The organism is Methylobacter sp. (assembly GCF_030680395.1).
Classification (GTDB): Bacteria; Pseudomonadota; Gammaproteobacteria; order Methylococcales; family Methylomonadaceae; genus Methylobacter_A.
The window spans coordinates 96,811-115,182 of sequence record NZ_JAUXVR010000026.1; the positions used below are offsets into that span (position 1 = coordinate 96,811).

General features: G+C 46.7%; 21 protein-coding genes. 5 read left to right on the forward strand and 16 right to left on the reverse strand.

Translation table 11 applies throughout. The annotated features are described in order from the left end of the window. The first annotated feature begins 129 nt into the window (after positions 1 to 129). Positions 130 to 510, forward strand: a complete 381-nt coding sequence (locus Q8L79_RS11055) for a DUF3465 domain-containing protein (protein ID WP_305271025.1) — start codon at positions 130 to 132, stop codon at positions 508 to 510. 382 nt (positions 511 to 892) lie between these two features. Here Q8L79_RS11055 and Q8L79_RS11060 read toward each other — a convergent pair whose 3' ends face one another. The 14 genes from Q8L79_RS11060 to Q8L79_RS11130 form a co-directional block, all read right to left on the reverse strand. Beyond that, positions 893 to 1,588 (reverse strand): metal-dependent hydrolase, encoded by a 696-nt coding sequence (locus Q8L79_RS11060; RefSeq protein ID WP_305271027.1) that lies wholly within the window; start codon positions 1,586 to 1,588, stop codon positions 893 to 895. 135 nt (positions 1,589 to 1,723) lie between these two features. Beyond that, positions 1,724 to 2,851 (reverse strand): succinyl-diaminopimelate desuccinylase, encoded by a 1,128-nt coding sequence (gene dapE, locus Q8L79_RS11065; protein ID WP_305271029.1) that lies wholly within the window; start codon positions 2,849 to 2,851, stop codon positions 1,724 to 1,726. Positions 2,852 to 3,069: 218 nt separating this feature from the next. Beyond that, positions 3,070 to 3,957, reverse strand: coding sequence for an ArsC family reductase (locus Q8L79_RS20135; protein ID WP_370869937.1), 888 nt, complete (start codon positions 3,955 to 3,957; stop codon positions 3,070 to 3,072). Between the two features lie 19 nt (positions 3,958 to 3,976). After that, positions 3,977 to 4,219 (reverse strand): hypothetical protein, encoded by a 243-nt coding sequence (locus tag Q8L79_RS11080; RefSeq protein WP_305271031.1) that lies wholly within the window; start codon positions 4,217 to 4,219, stop codon positions 3,977 to 3,979. A 49-nt stretch (positions 4,220 to 4,268) separates the two neighbouring features. After that, positions 4,269 to 4,739, reverse strand: coding sequence for a DUF1456 family protein (locus Q8L79_RS11085; protein ID WP_305271035.1), 471 nt, complete (start codon positions 4,737 to 4,739; stop codon positions 4,269 to 4,271). After that, entirely contained in the window at positions 4,736 to 5,383 is a 648-nt protein-coding gene (locus Q8L79_RS11090; RefSeq protein WP_305271038.1) for a Uma2 family endonuclease, read from the reverse strand. The genes Q8L79_RS11085 and Q8L79_RS11090 overlap by 4 nt, the downstream gene beginning before the upstream one ends. 41 nt (positions 5,384 to 5,424) lie before the next feature. Then, complete coding sequence (gene dapD / locus Q8L79_RS11095; RefSeq protein WP_305271041.1) at positions 5,425 to 6,243, reverse strand: 2,3,4,5-tetrahydropyridine-2,6-dicarboxylate N-succinyltransferase; 819 nt, start codon at positions 6,241 to 6,243, stop codon at positions 5,425 to 5,427. Between the two features lie 9 nt (positions 6,244 to 6,252). Continuing rightward, entirely contained in the window at positions 6,253 to 7,515 is a 1,263-nt protein-coding gene (dapC, locus tag Q8L79_RS11100) for a succinyldiaminopimelate transaminase (protein WP_305271043.1), read from the reverse strand. Between the two features lie 3 nt (positions 7,516 to 7,518). Next, complete coding sequence (locus Q8L79_RS11105) at positions 7,519 to 8,298, reverse strand: M48 family metallopeptidase (RefSeq protein ID WP_305271046.1); 780 nt, start codon at positions 8,296 to 8,298, stop codon at positions 7,519 to 7,521. An 84-nt stretch (positions 8,299 to 8,382) separates the two neighbouring features. Next, the gene (locus Q8L79_RS11110; protein WP_305271049.1) at positions 8,383 to 8,871 is read right to left on the reverse strand and encodes a hypothetical protein; all 489 of its coding nucleotides are present in this window, start codon (positions 8,869 to 8,871) and stop codon (positions 8,383 to 8,385) included. A gap of 99 nt (positions 8,872 to 8,970) precedes the next feature. Then, on the reverse strand, positions 8,971 to 9,387 hold the full coding sequence (locus Q8L79_RS11115; protein ID WP_305271052.1) for a YeeE/YedE family protein: 417 nt from the start codon (positions 9,385 to 9,387) through the stop codon (positions 8,971 to 8,973). A 2-nt stretch (positions 9,388 to 9,389) separates the two neighbouring features. Next, the gene (locus tag Q8L79_RS11120) at positions 9,390 to 9,827 is read right to left on the reverse strand and encodes a YeeE/YedE family protein (RefSeq protein ID WP_305271054.1); all 438 of its coding nucleotides are present in this window, start codon (positions 9,825 to 9,827) and stop codon (positions 9,390 to 9,392) included. Positions 9,828 to 9,874: 47 nt separating this feature from the next. Next, the gene (hemJ, locus tag Q8L79_RS11125; RefSeq protein ID WP_305271057.1) at positions 9,875 to 10,300 is read right to left on the reverse strand and encodes a protoporphyrinogen oxidase HemJ; all 426 of its coding nucleotides are present in this window, start codon (positions 10,298 to 10,300) and stop codon (positions 9,875 to 9,877) included. Between the two features lie 3 nt (positions 10,301 to 10,303). Continuing rightward, the gene (locus Q8L79_RS11130; protein WP_305271059.1) at positions 10,304 to 10,792 is read right to left on the reverse strand and encodes a peroxiredoxin; all 489 of its coding nucleotides are present in this window, start codon (positions 10,790 to 10,792) and stop codon (positions 10,304 to 10,306) included. Positions 10,793 to 11,100: 308 nt separating this feature from the next. Between Q8L79_RS11130 and Q8L79_RS11135 the strand changes: the two genes are divergently transcribed. Further along, positions 11,101 to 12,264, forward strand: a complete 1,164-nt coding sequence (locus Q8L79_RS11135; protein WP_305271062.1) for a Fic family protein — start codon at positions 11,101 to 11,103, stop codon at positions 12,262 to 12,264. Positions 12,265 to 12,369: 105 nt separating this feature from the next. Continuing rightward, positions 12,370 to 12,714, forward strand: coding sequence for a hypothetical protein (locus Q8L79_RS11140; protein WP_305271065.1), 345 nt, complete (start codon positions 12,370 to 12,372; stop codon positions 12,712 to 12,714). Positions 12,715 to 12,799: 85 nt separating this feature from the next. On the opposite strand, the gene Q8L79_RS11145 is transcribed toward Q8L79_RS11140, so the two are convergent. Then, positions 12,800 to 13,108, reverse strand: coding sequence for a hypothetical protein (locus tag Q8L79_RS11145; protein ID WP_305271068.1), 309 nt, complete (start codon positions 13,106 to 13,108; stop codon positions 12,800 to 12,802). A gap of 377 nt (positions 13,109 to 13,485) precedes the next feature. Here Q8L79_RS11145 and Q8L79_RS11150 point away from each other — a divergent pair, with 377 nt between their 5' ends. Next, a complete protein-coding gene (locus Q8L79_RS11150) occupies positions 13,486 to 15,672 on the forward strand; it encodes a glycoside hydrolase family 3 N-terminal domain-containing protein (RefSeq protein ID WP_305271070.1) in 2,187 nt (728 codons plus the stop codon). A 99-nt stretch (positions 15,673 to 15,771) separates the two neighbouring features. After that, on the forward strand, positions 15,772 to 17,046 hold the full coding sequence (gene fucP / locus Q8L79_RS11155) for an L-fucose:H+ symporter permease (RefSeq protein WP_305271075.1): 1,275 nt from the start codon (positions 15,772 to 15,774) through the stop codon (positions 17,044 to 17,046). 44 nt (positions 17,047 to 17,090) lie between these two features. Here fucP and Q8L79_RS11160 read toward each other — a convergent pair whose 3' ends face one another. Further along, the gene (locus Q8L79_RS11160) at positions 17,091 to 18,152 is read right to left on the reverse strand and encodes a right-handed parallel beta-helix repeat-containing protein (protein ID WP_305271077.1); all 1,062 of its coding nucleotides are present in this window, start codon (positions 18,150 to 18,152) and stop codon (positions 17,091 to 17,093) included. Between the last annotated feature and the right edge of the window lie 220 nt (positions 18,153 to 18,372).

The following is an 18,372-nucleotide window of genomic DNA, read 5'->3' on the forward strand; positions in this document are numbered from 1 at the left end:
GGCTTGGTGTTTTCGCGATTGTGTGGAGAGAGGATGGTTGCCGGGTAAATTTGGTTGATGGTGTGTAGACATAGGATGGGCAGTGCTTTTCTGCTCACTATTTTTAATTTGAATGCTTGAGATAAACACTTGAAAAAACTCTTACTTGTTGCGATTCTATTCGCCGGTTATACGCTTTCTTATAGTCAATTCAGTTATGCATTTTCAACGCAGAAAAGTAACTCGCAGATTTCCGGTCAAGGTGTCGTTACAAGGTTATTGCCAGACGATAACAACGGTAGCAGACATCAAAAATTCATAATTAAATTGCCTTCCGGTCAAACACTGTTAATCGCACATAACATTGACCTTGCCCCTAGAATTAACGCTCTTCGAGAAGGCGATTCCATTCGGTTTTATGGTGAATACGAATGGAACGCAAAGGGCGGCGCGGTACATTGGACCCATCAAGACCCAAATGGCTTTCATCAGGCTGGCTGGCTGGAACACCAAGGTAAACGTTATCACTGAGCTCTTGACTCGTTCCCGCGTAGTGCCGGATAGCGAGGCAAAAAGGTGTGTACTTTCTGGGATTGTATTTTCGGATATAGCAATTAACATGCGTGCAACATGCCTTACTGCGCTGTAGTGATTATTGTCTCGTTCCCACGCGTTGCGCTCATCGTTATACATATTACAAGTAGGCCCGAATAAGCCTGTCCGCGCGTTAAGCGCAGAACAGGTGTTTCCGGCAGAGGCGCTTCACGCAGTATGCGAACGCAAAAGAAATCGTCGATGCGATCAGTAGCAGTTACTCGATCGGTCGGAGAGCGAATCAAGTTCATCGTTTTGTTGGAATGAAGCAGGCGATGTCATATTGGCTAAATCGATTGTCAGTACCAAGCGCTTAAAGTCATTTCAAAAAACTTACCTGCGCTAAATAGTTATTCCATTGAGTTCCTTTCCATACTTTAATCAATGGCGTCGGCGAAGGCGCTATCGAGTACAGCATTATTGTACAAATGGCCATTAATGCCGAGGCAGTCATGTTGTTATAATTAAATAACTTCAAAGCGGTGCCAAAAGATTTTTTCATTCTTAAATTGGACAAGTCAGTGCTGTAGAGTTCATCTAATAGCAAATGAACGATAAACCCCAAGGCAATGAAAATACCGTTTAGCCATGCATGTAAAATATCCCAATGCAGAAAATGATAACTGATGCAGGTCATTAACAACGAAAAAAACAGGGTTGCCAATGCTGAATGGAATACGCCACGATGAACGGTAAGCCGATTAAACAAGGCAAACATCACATAACGAATGAACAGGTAAGTGCCAGCTGCAATCAGTAATAACAAGTAAGGTGCGTAACTGTTTTTAAACGCCTGTAGTACAGCCGCTACGCCCATTAAAGCTAATACGTTAAACAACAGTTTTACCGGTCGTGAATTGTGCGCATCAATATCAGGCAACATTCCGCCTAATATACTGAGGAAAACAAGCCATGGTATATCGGCCTTAACGATTAAGTGGGCATCGGCGGCAACTAGCGCAGCTCCGATGCCGGCAGCTGAAGCGATGCCTAAATGGGTATTAAAATTAGCCATATAAAACAATAATCATTTTTAAAACTGGAACATGCAGTGCGACATTACTGGTCTACAAATTAAGCTGGATTTGCTCACTATTACGTCGATTTTCTGGTCCGGATTGGGAACCGGAAAACGCGATGCATACCTGGCCTAAACCAGTAAATTAACCAGTATCTGTTCATAAATATCGGACAAAATTCCCAAATCTTCCACGCCGACATGCTCGTTGATTTTATGGATGCTTTCATTCAATGGACCGAGCTCGATAACCTGTGCGCCGGTCGGGGCGATAAAACGTCCGTCCGAGGTGCCGCCGCCGGTATCGTCAAGGGTTTCAAAGCCGGTAACGGTTTTGATTGCGGCATGGGCAGCATCGATTAATGCGCCCGGTTCGGTTAGGAATGGATTGCCGGACAAGCGCCATTGCAATTCATATTTGAAATCGTATTTGTCCAGTATCGCGCGGGTGCGTTGCTTGATGGTTTCTTCATCCAGTTCGGTGCAAAAACGCAGGTTGAACTGGACATTGACGCAGCCGGGGATGATGTTTTCCGCGCCGGTTCCGGCATTGATATTGGAAACCTGCAAGCTGGTCGGCGGGAAAAACGCATTACCATGATCCCAGACTTCTTCGGTCAGGTCTTTTAAGGCCGGGGCAAACGTGTGTATCGGGTTGTCGGCAAGTTCGGGATAGGCAACGTGGCCTTGGATACCTGCGACAGTTAATTGAGCGCATAAGGAGCCGCGCCGACCGACGCGAATCACATCGCCGATTTTTTTATCGCTGGATGGCTCGCCGACCAGGCACCAGTCTATTTTTTCGTTGCGTTGTTCCAGCACTTCAACGACTTTGACCACGCCATTGGTGGCGATGCCTTCTTCGTCGCTGGTCATCATGACGGCGATAGAGCCTTGATGGTCAGGATGATTGGCAATAAAGCGCTCGACGGCGGTGATAAAACAGGCGATGCCACCTTTCATATCCGCAGCGCCGCGACCGTAAAGCTTGCCGTCACGAATCGTCGGCTCAAAAGGCGGTGAGACCCAGGCATTCAGGGGGCCGGTAGGCACGACGTCGGTGTGACCCAGAAAGGTCAGCAGCGGTTTTGTATCGCCGCGTCTAAGCCAGATGTTTTGGGTGTCTTCAAAATCCAGGCGTTCTTCTTTGAAGCCCAGTTTGGTTAAACGTGCCGCCAGCACATCCTGGCAACCCGCGTCTTTTGGGGTTACCGATTCGCGGCTGATAAGGTCTTTAAGAAGTTCCAGTGTGTTGCTCATAGTAAATTCCTCGTTCCCACGCGCTGCGTGGGAATGCTATGGTGGACGCGCTGCGTCCCGTGTTTATATTGGTTACGATTTCGGATGTTACGCGTGATTCGCGGCGCAGCGCGCCTTAACTGCATTCCCACGCAGCGCGTGGGAATGAGGGACCCCCGCATTTTTTTGGGTTACCGATTCATGGCTGATCAGGTCTTTAAGAAGATCCCGTGTGTTGCTCATAATAATTCGGTTTGGTAGTTCTCAGCTTTAAATCCAAGGATTAGTTTATCGCCGGATGCTAAAACCGGGCGTTTAATCAAGGTAGGGGTGGTCAGCATCAGTTGCAGGGCTTTTTCTAAAGTCAAGTCGCTTTGTTGCTCGGCGCTGAGTTGCCGCCAGCTGGTGCTGCTGCGGTTAAGTAGTTTGCTCCAATCCAAATGAGCGGCAAAATGCTGTAGCAGCTCAGGCGTCAAGCCGTCGGTTCGGAAATCATGGAACCGATAAGCTATGCTGTTTTGATCCAGCCAGTTACGCGCTTTTTTGACGGTGTCGCAGTTTTTTATGCCGTAAAGCGTATGGGTTTTTGGGCTTTGCAAATTTACAATCTCCGTATGGAAAGCGCGTAACGCCTCGCGGATTGATATTGAAATGGAGGGATGCGTAGCAATCCCCAGCTCATCAAGGTTAGAGCCGATAATCGGTAAGGTGATTGAGGCTGCTTCAACGACTTGAGCCGACATGACGACCAGCGTCTCCTTCAGAGATGCCTGGGCGATAGTGGCTCGCGGCGACGCATTAAATAAAGCAACCGGTTTGTTTACAAAAGCCTCGCTACTGACCATCCAGTCCAGCGCATTCTTTATTACTCCCGTTACGCCATGAGCGTATTCCGGGCTGGCGATAATAACGCCATCGGCTTCAAGAAGACGGTTGTAAAAATCGGCAACGGGCGGCAAATCGGTTATTTCAAGGTCGTAGTTGAACAGCGGCAAATTGCCCAGCTCGGTAAACAGCTCAATGCGAACATCGGCAGGCGCCAAGCCGGCAACCGCTCTTAACAGTGTAGAGTTCAACGATGCGACGCGAAGGCTACCGGAAATAGCCAGGATTCTTACAGTCGGCATCGTTGACTCTATAGTGATTTTACAATTGGCTGTTCAGCAATTCGTCAATGCTGGGCAATTGTTTGTCGGATTTGCAGCGGTTTTTATAAAGATCAACGAACTCCATAAAGGCTTGTTCAAGATCAGCCAGAATTTCTTCTTCGTTTTCGCGCTCATCATCTGGAACGTCGGGCGAATCCAAATATTCGTGTTGCAGGGCGACTTCGCTGTTTAAAGCGAGCGTGGCGTAAATAATGGCATTGTTTGAAATTTGTTCACTCATGGTATTGGCCTTGGTTAAGTTATTGGAAAGATATAGAAAAAAACTGCGATCAGTCCTGTTCTCTAAAACGAACAGTAAGACCTTGTAAAAAGTTTCTTAGAATCTGATCGCCGCATTCCCTGTGATGTTTATGGCCTTTTTGCCTGAAAAAAGAGCTAAGTTCACCTTTGGACAATTCAAAGTCGGCCAGTTTTAAGGTGCTGAGCATATCCTCTTCTTTAAATTCCAGGGCGATTCTCAGTTTTTTGAGTATGGTGTTATTGGTTAACGGCTCTGGTTTTTTTACCTGTGCGGGTGGGTTCTCCTGCCTGCCCCTTCTATAGATAATCAGGCCGTCCAAGAATTGCTCCAGCAGCTTGTTGTCAAGCGCGACGAAATCGGCTTCATTATCTTTTTTGAGTAGCTTGAGTAACTCATCCCGGCTTATCTCTATGTCGCTTAAGGCAAAGATATCGATCATGGACTGGTCTTTAAGTTCTAAAGCGTAGCGTACCCGGCGTAAAACGTCGTTGTTAATCATGGTTTCTGTGTGGTGGGGTAGGGTGACTGCATAGGGTTAGCATCCGTATCTTGAACAGCGGTTTGATTTTTTTCCTGTAAGAAAGCAAGCACATCGTCATTGTTGACTTGATAGTAAATGTCTTCAACAAGCACGGTAACGCCTAATGACTCAAAAGTAATCGCATCGCCAAGATAGTAATAAAAAGATTGCCAATGGTCTTTTTTTCTAAAAACCTCAATTTCCGCAATGGCTTGATCAATTAAAACATACTCTTCTAATGTCGAAATATTTTGGTATTTCAAACGTTTGGCATTTTTATCAAACTTTCGGGTCGATTTGGATAATATCTCGACGATAATGACCGGAGATTGTTTGTAATAGTCAAAGTCATTATCTTGCTGGCAAACCACCATGACATCGGGATAGAAAAAATCATTAGCCACCTTAACTTTCATGTCTGCTATGAAAGTTCTGCAAGGCGTGGCTTTAAGCTGATTTCTTAACTCGCTAGCCATATTAAGAGATAGCAAATTATGAGATTCACTCGCCCCAGCCATTGCATAAGCTTCACCGTCAATGAATTCATGCTTAAATTCTGCAACAAGTTCGCCTTGTAGGTACTTTTCTTCGCTTATCTTGCTATTTGCGTAGTTTAAGCTCATTGGCTTTCTCCTGTTTTGGCATGGTGCGAGTCAGGTTCCGCTTAATCCCTCAGTAGCTCATTGATACCGGTTTTACTGCGGGTTTTTTCATCAACCTGTTTGATGATAACCGCACAATATAAACTGTAGGTGCCGTCTGCTGAGGGCAGGTTGCCCGGAACGACGACTGAACCTGCCGGTACACGGCCGTAGCTGACTTCGCCGGTCATACGGTTGAAGATTTTGGTGCTTTGCCCAATGTAAACGCCCATTGAAATGACCGAGCCTTCTTCAACGACAACGCCTTCGACGATTTCCGAGCGTGCGCCGATAAAGCAGTTGTCTTCAATGATGGTCGGGCCTGCCTGCAAGGGCTCCAGAACACCGCCGATACCGACGCCGCCGGAAAGATGCACGTTCTTGCCGATTTGCGCGCAAGAGCCGACGCTGGCCCAAGTGTCGACCATAGTGCCACTGTCCACATAGCCGCCGATGTTAACGAACGAAGGCATTAATACTGCGCCGGGTGCAATGTAAGCGCCGTGACGGACAATGGCATTAGGCACGACGCGCACGCCCGATTTTGCAAAGTCGTCCGGTGAGTAGGTACTGAATTTGGCTTCAACCTTGTCGTAATAACGGCTGTTGCCGCCTTCGATGACGCGGTTCTCGTTGATTCTGAACGACAGTAATACGGCTTTTTTCAACCATTGGTTAACGACCCATGCACCGATGGTTTTTTCAGCGACACGGGCTTTGCCGCTGTCCAATAAATTGATCGCTTCTTCGACGGCTGCACGCACTTCGGCTGAAACGCTGGCAGGTGAGATGTCGGCACGGTTTTCAAAGGCGTCGTTAATGATTTTTTCTAGTTGTGACATGGTTTCTTTTTATAAAGAGTTAAGGAAATTTTTTATGCGATGCGCGGCTTCTATACATTCATCCAAGGGCGCAACCAGAGCAATTCTGACGTGGTTAAGGCCTGGATTGACACCGTCAAAATCACGGGATAAATAACTGCCGGGCAGTACGGTGATATTTTGTTGGGCAAACAGCTGCTGTGCGAATTCGGTATCTGAAAGCCCCCTCAATCCCCCTTTTTCAAAGGAGGAGGCCGAAGGCAGGGGGATTTTCAACCAGACATAAAAACTGGCGGGCGGCTTGGTGACGGTGCAAACATCGCCAAGAATGTCGATAAATGCCGCGAATTTTTCACGATATAAGCGACGGTTTTCGACAACGTGACGCTCATCCTGCCAAGCTTGAATGCTGGCATGCTGGGTAGGCAATGGCATCGCGCAGCCGTGATAAGTCCGGTATTGAAAATAATGTTTCAATATCTCGGCGTCGCCTGCGACAAAACCAGATCGTAATCCCGGTGCGTTGGAGCGCTTGGATAAGCTGTGGAAAATAACGCAGCGTTTGAACGCCGTGTTACCCATGTTATAAGCCGTTTGCAGCAAACCCGGCGGCGGATTGGTCTCGTCGTCATAGATTTCGGTGTAGCACTCGTCGGAAGCAATCACGAAGTCATGTTTTTCCGCCAGATTGAGTAACTTCTCCTGGCTGGTTTGATTAATCACCGAACCGGTCGGATTGCCGGGCGAACAGATATAAATCAACTGGCAGCGTTGCCACATCTCATCCGGCACGGCATCAAAATCCGGTAAATAGCCAGAGCCTTCCAGCGTATTCAGGAAATAGGGTTCTGCCCCTGCCAGCAAAGCCGCGCCTTCATAAATCTGATAAAACGGGTTCGGCATGATCACGACAGGCGCAGTTATCGCCAAGGATGGCGCGGTGCCAGTTGGATCGATAAGACACTGGGCAAACGAAAACAAGGCTTCCCGTGTGCCGTTGACCGGTAAAACCTGGGTTTCAGGATTAACGGCATCAGCCGGAATCTGAAAACGCCGGCTGATCCATTCGGCTATCGCTAATCTGAGTTCCGGTATGCCTTTAGTAGTCGGATAATTAGCCAAACCATGTAAATGGGTTAACAGCGCTTCCTGAATCAAATGCGGCGTGGCATGGGTCGGTTCGCCCATAGACAGTGCGATATGAGGCTTGTTTGCAGGCGGAACGATGCCTAGTTTAAGCTGCGCCAGTTTCTCGAACGGGTAGGGGTGTAAGTGTTTTAAATTAGGGGTCATTGATTAGTTGCAATGCGGTTGCTTGCCGGTAGCTTGGGCTTGCTGGAATAGGCTCATTGCTTGCGGCATGCGCTTTTCCAGGTCTTGAATGCGCGTGGCATGCGAAGGGTGAGTGGACATGAATTCTATCGGTTGCTGACCTTGCGATACCTGTTCCATTTTTTGCCACAAGCCGATGCTTTGTCGTGGATCAAAACCCGCCTTGGCCATTAAGTCCACGCCGATCGTGTCGGCTTCGCTTTCATGGACGCGGCTGTAAGGCATCAGTATGCCGTATTGTGCGCCCACACCCAGCAGACCGAGGGCGGTTTGCCCAAGGGCGGTTTGCGGTGCGCTGACCGCCTGAATGATGCCCATGCCTGAACTAACTGCCATTTCTTGAGATGCCCGCTCATTGCTGTGTTTGGCAAGGACGTGACCGATTTCATGGCCGATGACTGCAGCTAATTGATCTTGATTATCGGCCAAGGCGAGCATTCCGGTATGTATGCCGATTTTATTGCCGGGTAAGGCAAAAGCATTAGGCGAGGCATCTTCAAAGACCGCAACTTCCCAGTTGCCGCCTGTTTCCTGGGTAATTGCCCTGGCAATACAGTTTGCCAGTTGATTGTATTTGCTGTTTGTGCTGACAGGTTTTTGCTTTTTCAAATTATCGAAAGCCTGTAAACCCATTTGATTGATTTGTTCATCAGGCATGAAAACAAATTGGCTTCTGCCGGTAGGACTAGTGACGCAGGCGCTTAATAAACAGGTAACCAGAATTGGAAATATTTTTTTGCACATAAAAATTCACCTCTAGTTGCTATTTGAACAGAGGCCATTTTAACGTAACTTTTTATCTGAAGTTTAAAAATGTACTTATCTTGATCAAAATTTGAGGATTTTGGCGAACATCGCATCATAATCTTCTTTTGACAATACGCCGCTGACCCCGGTGCGTTGATGTGTTTTATCGAAGAAATAGGTTCTGGGTAGTTCGCCATACCATTTTGGATCGATTTCAAATTGTAGTTTCTGGGTGTTTTCATCGGCATAAGCCCAGTTTTCAATACCGGATAATTGATTTTTTTCCAGGATTTGCTGGATTTGCTCGGTTGCAGATGGCTCATCTGCCGCCAGCATGATCATTTTAAGGTCAGGTTTGCTCTTATGAATGTTGCTTAACAGCTCCATGTCTTTCAGGCAGGAAGAGCAGTTTATCGACCAGACCACCAACATGAATGGCCGGTTGGCGTTGGCAGTTAATATTTGCTGATAACTTCCTGAGATAAATGCAGACGGATCGGCCTGTGCCGGAATATTAAAAGCGGTTAAAGAAATAAATACTGCGCTTAGAAAGACTTTTTTTAAGTTCATAATTTGATCCCGGGTGTCTGTTTGTGAAGGTTTTTTCGTGTATCCGCATTCGTCATACGAGCGATGCGCTTCGCAGTTTGTGATGTGGCTTGAGTAACATCATTTCCTGCGCCGTTCAATCAGGTTGTACAAAGTCATGCCGGACAGCATCGACGCAACAAATATCCATGCCTTGGGTTGACCGGCGGCAGCGCTTACAACAGCCGGTCCGGGGCAAAAACCTGAAAGCCCCCAACCAACTCCAAAAATCAGACTGCCAATTAGCAAACCTTTATCCAGCTCGGTTGCAGAGGGTAACTGCATAGGTGCTCCAAGCAAACTACGCTGACGTTTTTTAGCGATAGTAAAGGCTCCGGCACCAACCAAAATGGCACCTCCCATGACGAACGCGAGAGACGGGTCCCACGCACCGGCCAAATCCAGAAAGCCAATGACCTTCGATGGATCGGTCATTCCGGAGATGATCAGACCCAGGCCAAATAATAATCCGACAACAAACGCATTAATATTTAACATAATTATTGCCCCAATAAGTGGCGAGTCAGATAGACGGTAATAAAACCCGCTATCATGAAAGTTAGCGTTGCGACAATGGACCGTATTGATCCGCGAGAAATGCCGCAGACGCCATGGCCGCTGGTACAGCCTGACGCGTAGCTGGTGCCCAGACCCACCAGCAGACCGGCAATGATCAATTTCGCGGTTCCTGCATCGATAGTCACAGGGGGTAGATCGAAGGCACGTTGATAAACAAAAGGTGACGCTACCATGCCGAGCAGAAACATGATGCGCCAGATTTTATCTCCCTTGTCGGCCTGAATCAGACCGGCCAAAATCCCGCTGATGCCGGCGACTCGACCATTCAATAACACAAACATTGCAGCGGCTATGCCGATCAATAAGCCTCCCGAGAGACTGACAATATAGGTGCTGTGAGTAAAGTCAGATAGATTCATATTTGTTCTTCAAGATATGGACGCTATAGTTTAAAGCATTTATTGAATCAAAAAGGCTTAACAACCGCCAGGATTATGATACCGACCAGAAACAAAACCGGCACCTCATTCATCCAGCGATAAAAAACATGGCTACGTTGGTTGCGATCCTGTTTAAAATCAAGCAGCCACAGATAGCAAAAATAATGATAAACCAGCGTCAGCGCCAGCAGTGTGAGCTTTGCATGCAGCCAACCGGCATTAGCATAAATACTCCAGTCGTAAGCAACCAGCATCCAGATGCCGAATAGCATGGTTGCAATCATGCCCGGCGTCATAATCCCGAAAAACAGCTTGCGCTCCATCACCTTAAAGCGCTCATTGCTGGTCTCGTCATCGCTCATTGCGTGATAAACATACAGGCGCGGCAGGTAAAACAGACCGGCAAACCAGGTGACCATAAAAATCAGGTGTAACGCTTTTAACCAGAGCATGGGCTAGCCTTTAAGTAGTGATTCGATATTTGTTTTCATTGTTGCCAGGTCAAAAAGGCCGATTTCTTTTTTAACAACTGAACCGTCCGGGGCAATCAAAAAGGTGCTGGGCGTAAACATGATGCCGCCGAAAGCCTCGGCGTGTTCCGAATTCAAATCCAGTGCCACATTGTAGGGCAGTTGTTTGGCCTTAGTCATATCGACGACGTGATTCGGTGGATCGTAATACATAGTCACGGCAATCATCTCCAAGCCTGAGCCATGATATTGAGTGTAGAGGTCGATTAAATGCGGGATTTCTTCGATGCAAGACGGGCAGTCAGTCGCCCAGAAAGTGACGATAACCGGCTTGCCGCGCAAATCTTTTAGCGCGATTTTTTGGCCGGTGATAGTGGTGAACGTCACATCCGGTGCCGAAGTGATGGTTTTGCTACAGCCTATTGAAATGAGCAATAACATTAATAAACCGAAATATCGGTATTTTGTTTTCATGGGGTTGATGGCGTGAATGTTAGAGAATGGCAACAAAATAACATACCCAATTTAAAAAACCATAACAACTCTGGTTTAGAGGCTTTAAGTGTATGGTTTAGGTTGAGCTTTATTAATTAGGAAAACGATTGTTCAGAGCTTCCATAGAGGGGCTTGCTTTTCGATTTCATCAAAGTGAGTTATTCAACATGCTCTTGGATGAAGTTCAAGATAATACTTTTTATTTGTCTATCTAATTCATTGAATATAATTGGATAATGATGATAGATTAAAGATATATAAAATAGCCGTTACAGAAAAATATTACTATGCCTGCATTTAATCACTATGATTTGACGATACTTAATCCCACATTTGATTCTCCGTTGGTCGACGTTTTGACGGAGTTAGAACACTTGCGCCGATTACACCTAAGCGGGACAACGCCTCCGCAGGTGTTTTTCCAGCTTAAATCTATATTCCATATGCTGGAAAGCTTGGGTTCAGCTCGTATAGAAGGTAATCACACTACCTTGGCTGATTATGTGGAAAGTAAACTGGAAGGTACTCAACGAGCATCCTCAGATCAAATGCGTGAAATGGAAAACATTGAAGTTGCTATGACTTACATTGAGGAAAGTATTAAACCCGGCGACGGACTGACAGAGCATTTTATCCGTGAATTGCATGCCATGGCAGTAAAAGAACTAGAAAGAGAAGGGGATGCTACGCCTGGGGCATATCGGCGGAAGTCTGTGCAGATTGCACAATCTGAACATTTGCCGCCTGAATTTGTCCAAGTCCCAGATTATATGCAGAATTTGGTAGGGTTTATCAATGAAAATCACCCGCCAAAATATGACCTCATTAAGGTGGCTTTGGCACACCATCGTTTTGGCTGGATACATCCGTTTGGTAATGGTAATGGCCGTGTAGTACGGTTGCTAACTTACGCTTTGTTGATTAAGTATGGCTTTAACGTTAAAACTGGAGGCAGGGTACTGAATCCAACGGCGGTGTTTTGCAATGATCGAGATCAGTATTACTCCATGCTGGCGCAAGCCGATAAGGGAACGCCAGAAGGTTTAGAGGCGTGGTGTGTTTATGTTTTGCAAGGCATTTTGGATGAATTGCGTAAAGTCGATCGGCTGACTGATTTTGGCTATTTGAAGTCCAGAATTCTCGTGCCCGCACTTACTTATGCCAGAGAAAGAGAATTGATCACCCACATGGAAGAGAAGGTGCTGCTCATTGCTGCAAATAACGGTATAGTCAAGGCGGCCGACTTTACGGCAGTCATGCCCGGCATGACAACCGCCCAACGCACCTATCAAATCAAGAAGTTAGTAGAGGGGAATATGTTACAGCCGATCAAGGAAGGGGCACGCCAATATATTATCGGTTTTAGCAATAGCTTTTTGATGCGCGGCGTAATTCGTGCCTTATCAAACGAAAGCTTTATTTCTTCAGCATTGACTAATATTGATAGCTAGTAATGCGGTAAGACGCAATTGCGTAGCGTATTGCAGTGCAAAAGGCCGTTATTCGCTGAAGCATGAACAACAAAAAACAACAATATTACAGGAGAGAAAACCCTAATGAATAACATAGCAACCACAGAAGCCGAAAAATCAGCAATAACCCTTACCACGGTTATTTACGCGCTCTACGCCGCGTCTTATTTTGTCGGTGTCACAGCCATCATTGCCATCGTGATGAACTATGTCAAAAAGGATGATGTGGCCGGCACATTTATGGAGAGTCATTTTCGTTGGCAAATCAGGACGTTCTGGTTCGGGGTGCTGTGGGGTGTGCTGGGGACAATCACAATGGTGTTCATTGTCGGATGGTTTGTACTTGTTGCTAACGGCATCTGGATTATTTACCGCATAGTCAAAGGCTGGCTGCGGCTTAATGACGGTAAGCCAATGTACACTGTTTAACGATACAACTAAAAACACACCAGCCGCATGAACGACTGGTGTTGCATGTAAGATAGAACAGTCACAACCGAAACGCGGACGCTACTTATTTTTCTTTGTTTTTCGTGCCTTTTTGAACTTTTTTATCCTCGGTCTGCGCTTTTACCTTCGTTTCTAAAGTATCGCGATCTTCTTTAATAGTTATACGACAAGCCTTTAAAGCCTCATGATCTTGGGCGGCTTGAACACAGCTCAGATCTTTTTGATCAATTTGGATTCTTTCCAGAATATTTGCAATATGCTGATCTTTATCGGCCTGAAATGTCTCCGGATCAGAATCTGCAACCGCCATTGCCGGAATTAATAAAAAAGCGCTATAAATTACTGTTAATAAAATATATTTTCTAGGATACACGGTTCCTCCTCAAGGCCTTGTCAATGAATAAATTTTTTAATTCCACACTCTAATTAAAAAGCTACGCTGCAAAAGTATACATGTCAAATGATTAATTCTTTCGGACAAGATCGAATTTGCCTTGAGGCAATCGGCCGTTATCAATATATTTCTAGGCTCCCAATTTGGAGATTGGTGGGCATACCTGCGCAACCTGAAGTAATATTGTTTTTTGTAGAAAAACCGTGGTGCAGCTTAAAATACGAGCCAATCTGACTCGATGCGTAAAAAAATACGCCGTAAGCTGAATCTTAAACAATCAACACACGAAGAATATTAAGTTGAAAACCTTACCTATTATTTTAATTATCATGCTATCTGTGATGGCTGGGCGTTCTGTGAGCGCACAAGAAACAAACAAAGCAATAGAAAATAAAGTCAAAAATCTGCTGTCTCAAATGACGCTTGAAGAAAAAGTAGGGCAGATGATGCAGGTTGATTTTACGGTTATCGGCATTCCAAAAGAGCAAAACGCTGAGGATCAGATCGATCCGGTCAAGCTGGAGGATGCGGTAGTAAAGCATTATGTCGGTTCCATTCTTAATGCGCCCTTTACGCCTGATAACAAGGCGCAGTCTATTGAAATCTGGCGCAAAATGATGCGCACCGTGCAGGATGCGGCGGCAAAGACGCGCTTGAAAATCCCGGTTATTTACGGGATTGACGCGATTCATGGCGCGACTTACACGCAAAACTCGGTATTGTTTCCGCAAGCCATCAATATGGCGGCAACGTTTAATCCTGAACTGGCTCTCAAGGAAGGCGAAATCACAGCCAGGGAAGTCAAGGCTTCCGGCCAGCAATGGAATTTTTCCACGGTGATGGACATTGGCCGCCAACCGCTATGGCCGCGTTTGTGGGAAACTTTCGGCGAAGATGTGCATTTGGCGACGATGATGGGTACGTCCTATATTAAAGGTCATCAGGGCGATGATTTTTCCGCTGTCGATAAGGCGCCTACTTGTTTGAAACATTATGTCGGTTACAGTTATCCGCTTAACGGCAAGGATCGAACACCGGTCTGGATAGGCGAAAGAATGCTGCGCGAGTATTTTCTGCCGACTTTTGAAGCGGGCATAAAAGCCGGGTCGCCGACCGTGATGGTTAATTCGACCGAAGTTGACGGCATCCCCGGGCACGCCAATTATCAATACCTGACCACGATTCTGCGCGGCGAACTGGGTTTTAAAGGTTTTACCGTGTCCGACTGGGCGGATATCGAGCGCCTTTACAGCCGCGACAAGATGGCAGCGTCACCCAAAGAAGCGGTAAAAATTGCGGTAATGGCCGGTATCGATATGAGCATGGTGCCGTTCGATTTTTCTTTTTACGATTTACTGATCGATTTGGTCAAATCGGGCGAAGTGCCGTTATCCCGAATCGATGAAGCGGTATCCCGGATATTGACGGTTAAATATCAGGCCGGATTATTCGAGCCTAAACCGCTGCTGGAGGTGGAGGGCAACTTTGCCACGGAGGAAGCGATAGAAACTAATCGTCAAGCGGCGCGGGAATCTATTATTCTTGCAAAAAACGACCATAACATCCTGCCGCTAAAAAAAGACGCCAATATTCTGGTGACCGGGCCTACCGCCAATTTGTTGAGCGTGCTCAATGGCGGCTGGACGATTACCTGGCAAGGTTTTGCCGAGGACTTATATCCTCAGGATAAACTGACGGTCCTGGAAGCCATACAGGAAAAATCTAGCGGTAAAGTGACTTATATCGGCGGCGATTTTTTTGCCGCACCAATCGATATTCAAAAGGTTGTCGATGAAGCTAAAAACCATGACGTTATCCTGCTCAGTCTGGGCGAGCATACTTATACCGAAACTCCGGGCAATATCGAATCATTAAATCTCGATCAGGCTCAAATCGATCTTGCCAATGCCGCGATTGCAACCGGAAAACCGGTTATTTTGCTGACCCTGGGCGGCCGTCCGCGCATTATTACGTCGATTGCAGAACGGGTTTCGGGGGTCGTTTTGGGCTTCTTGCCGGGCATGGAAGGCGGCGAGGCGATTGCCGATATTTTGTACGGCGACTATAACCCCAACGGCAAACTGCCCATCACCTATCCGAGAAACACCAACGGTATTACGCCGTATGATTACAAGCCTATCGAGTCGTTTGAGCAGAATACTTATAACCCGCTTTATCCGTTTGGGCATGGCCTGAGTTATACCGCTTTTGAAACCAGCGGCTTGAAGGTGGAAAAAGATAAAATCAGCATCGGGGAAAATATCAATGTCACCGTTAATGTTAAAAATACCGGCGCATTAAAAGGCAAAGAAACGGCGTTGCTTTATATCAATGATGTGGCGGCTTCGGTTACCCGTCCAAATAAACAACTTAAAGCGTTTAAAAAAGTCGAGCTGAATCCCGGTCAAACTGAAAGCGTAAGCTTTACCTTAACGCCGTTTGATTTGTCGTTTATTGGTGTTGATCTTAAGCGGATTGTGGAGCCGGGCGATTTTAAGGTGATGGTGGGTAATGAGACGGTTGGTTTTACTGTAATCAAATAATGGACGCAGGATGGGTTTCACTGCGTTCTACCCATCCTGCAAACTGTATAAACCGCAAGCTGTTAACGCCCACAATAGAACTGACATTTCGATAAAATCATGATCAATACAACCGACGCGACAGGTAGTTCCGATAAAAATCCTTACTTAGGCTCACTGACAATATTAACTTCGCTGTTTTTTATCTGGGGTTTTATAACCTGCCTGAACGATATTTTGATTCCTCATTTGAAATCGGTGTTCACTCTGAATTATGCGGAAGCAATGCTGATCCAGTTTTGTTTTTTTACCGCCTATTTTGTTGTTTCTATTCCCAGCGGGTATCTGGTTGAAAAAATCGATTACAAAGGTGGCATCATTGCCGGATTAGCCATTGCAGGCATCGGCTGTTTACTGTTTTATCCGGCCGCAGGTTTGCACTCCTATCCACTGTTTCTGGCGGCATTTTTTGTGCTGGCTTCCGGCATTACCTTGTTGCAGGTCGCCGCAAATCCGTATGTCACGATTTTAGGCAATCCGGAAACCGCCTCCAGCCGGTTAACCCTGACTCAGGCGTTTAATTCGCTGGGCACGACTATCGCCCCTTATTTCGGCTCGTTGTTTATCCTTGCCTCCGCCGTTAAAACGACGGATGAAATCAGGTTGCTCAATGCCGACGAATTATCAGCATACCAAGCAGCACAAGCCGCCGCTGTGCAGAACCCTTATTTGTTGCTGGCTGCGGTTCTATTCGGTGTGGCGATTATTTTTACATTGATCAAATTACCCAAAATCGAGACTGCAAAGACGCAGGTTTCAGGCATTGAAGACGATGTTCATGACAGCGCTTGGGGCTATAAGCATCTGGTACTGGGTGCAATCGGCATTTTTGTCTATGTCGGCGGTGAAGTGTCCATCGGCAGTTTTTTGATTAATTTTCTGGGCGAGCCTTCCATTGCAGGATTGGCGGAACAAGATGCCGGAAAGTATGTGTCGTTCTATTGGGGCGGCGCAATGATCGGGCGGTTTATCGGCGCGGCAGTCATGCAAAAAATTCAGCCTGCAAAGATGCTTGCCTTTAATGCGGTGACGGCGGCGCTATTGGTTTTAGTGAGCATGACCGGCAGCGGTCATATTGCGATGTGGGCTATTCTTGCGGTCGGGCTGTTTAACTCGATCATGTTCCCAACCATTTTTTCGCTCGCGGTTAGCGGTTTGGGCAAACACACGGGGCAGGGTTCGGGGATATTGTGCGCCGCCATCGTCGGTGGCGCTATTCTTCCCGTTGTGCAAGGACTATTTGCCGACCGGATCGGCATCCAGCAGGCATTTTTTATCCCGGTTCTTTGTTATTGCTATATCGCTTATTATGGATGGCAGGGTTATAGATTTTAAGTAATTGCTGCGCGGCTCCGCCATAGCCTGTTCTATCCATTGGACTACTTGGATATTGAATAACTTTTTTCGGCAAACGGTATGACGATTGTGTTACTACCCTCCAGATCGCAACCGCTGCCGCTACCGGCATTATCGGCAGGATCAGATCCCGGCCCACTGGATATACCCCAGAAGTTGTCGGTGGCGGTAATTGTGCTTCCTGACGCATTTTGAATGCCGCAATTGCTAAGACCATTGACAGGGACGCTGTTATTGCCGTAGATGTTGTTATTGCTGATGGTCCCGCCGGCTCCCTGTGTATCGATGCTAATTCCAAAGGATTTATTGCCAAGCGCGGTATTTTGTAGAAGTTTTATCTCTGTGCCCTGAATCCCAAAACCGGTGATGTTATTACTGGCCACGTTATCGCGTATCACGTGTTTGGTGCCGACTATGACGAAGCCTTGAGAGCCGTTACTGCTAGCCGTATTATTACGGACTTCGTTCTCACTCCCGAAGACGGCAATCCCGGCGGCAAGGTTTCCGCTCGCAAAGTTATCCTGGAGCAGATTGGCGCTGCCATTGATAACAAGTCCACCTTGTCCGTTGGCAAGGGCGGTGTTGCCGGCCACTGTTATATTCGATACGGTGGCGGTACTAAGCCCATTTGCTTTTGCGCCGACGATCAAAAAGCCGTGCTTCGGCTGACCGAATACGACGTCGTTAGCCGTGATGGATACTGCACTCAGGCTGGTGCCGTCTGCGTCCAGCACCGTCATAAAAGAGTCGTCGCTTGAGATAAGCGTGACAGGCTTGTCTACATTTATCATGCCGTAGCCTTGCGCGGGTTCTTCGCCGGGTTCTCCAAACGTACCGTTCTTGTTCAAATCGCCATAGCGTCCCGGCCCTACTTCGATTGTATTGCCTGTCTTGGCATGAGCGATAGCCTGGCTAACCGATCGGCAAGGGTTATCCCGGTCGCCACAGGTGTTGCTGTCCATGCCATTATTGGCAACATACAAGGTGTTTACGTTCTTATTCGGGATTAACCAGATGAAAAACACGCATGCGAGTACAAAGACGAGAATAGCTGTAATCGTTAAAGTTGCTGTGGGTCTGTTCATGATCATTTCCTCCGTCAAAAGAAGGGGGCGAACTCTGAGGTATCTTCACAACATATCCATATGGAATAATATTACCTTTGGATATTTTGGAGTCAATCAAAATCCAGTTGCTTTTAGAATAAGGGTTTTCGGAATAATGCATCAAAGGAAAATCTTAAGTTGCTCATTAGCACGTACAAATTAACAGATAAACTTAAATCAATAACAAAAATTATATAAA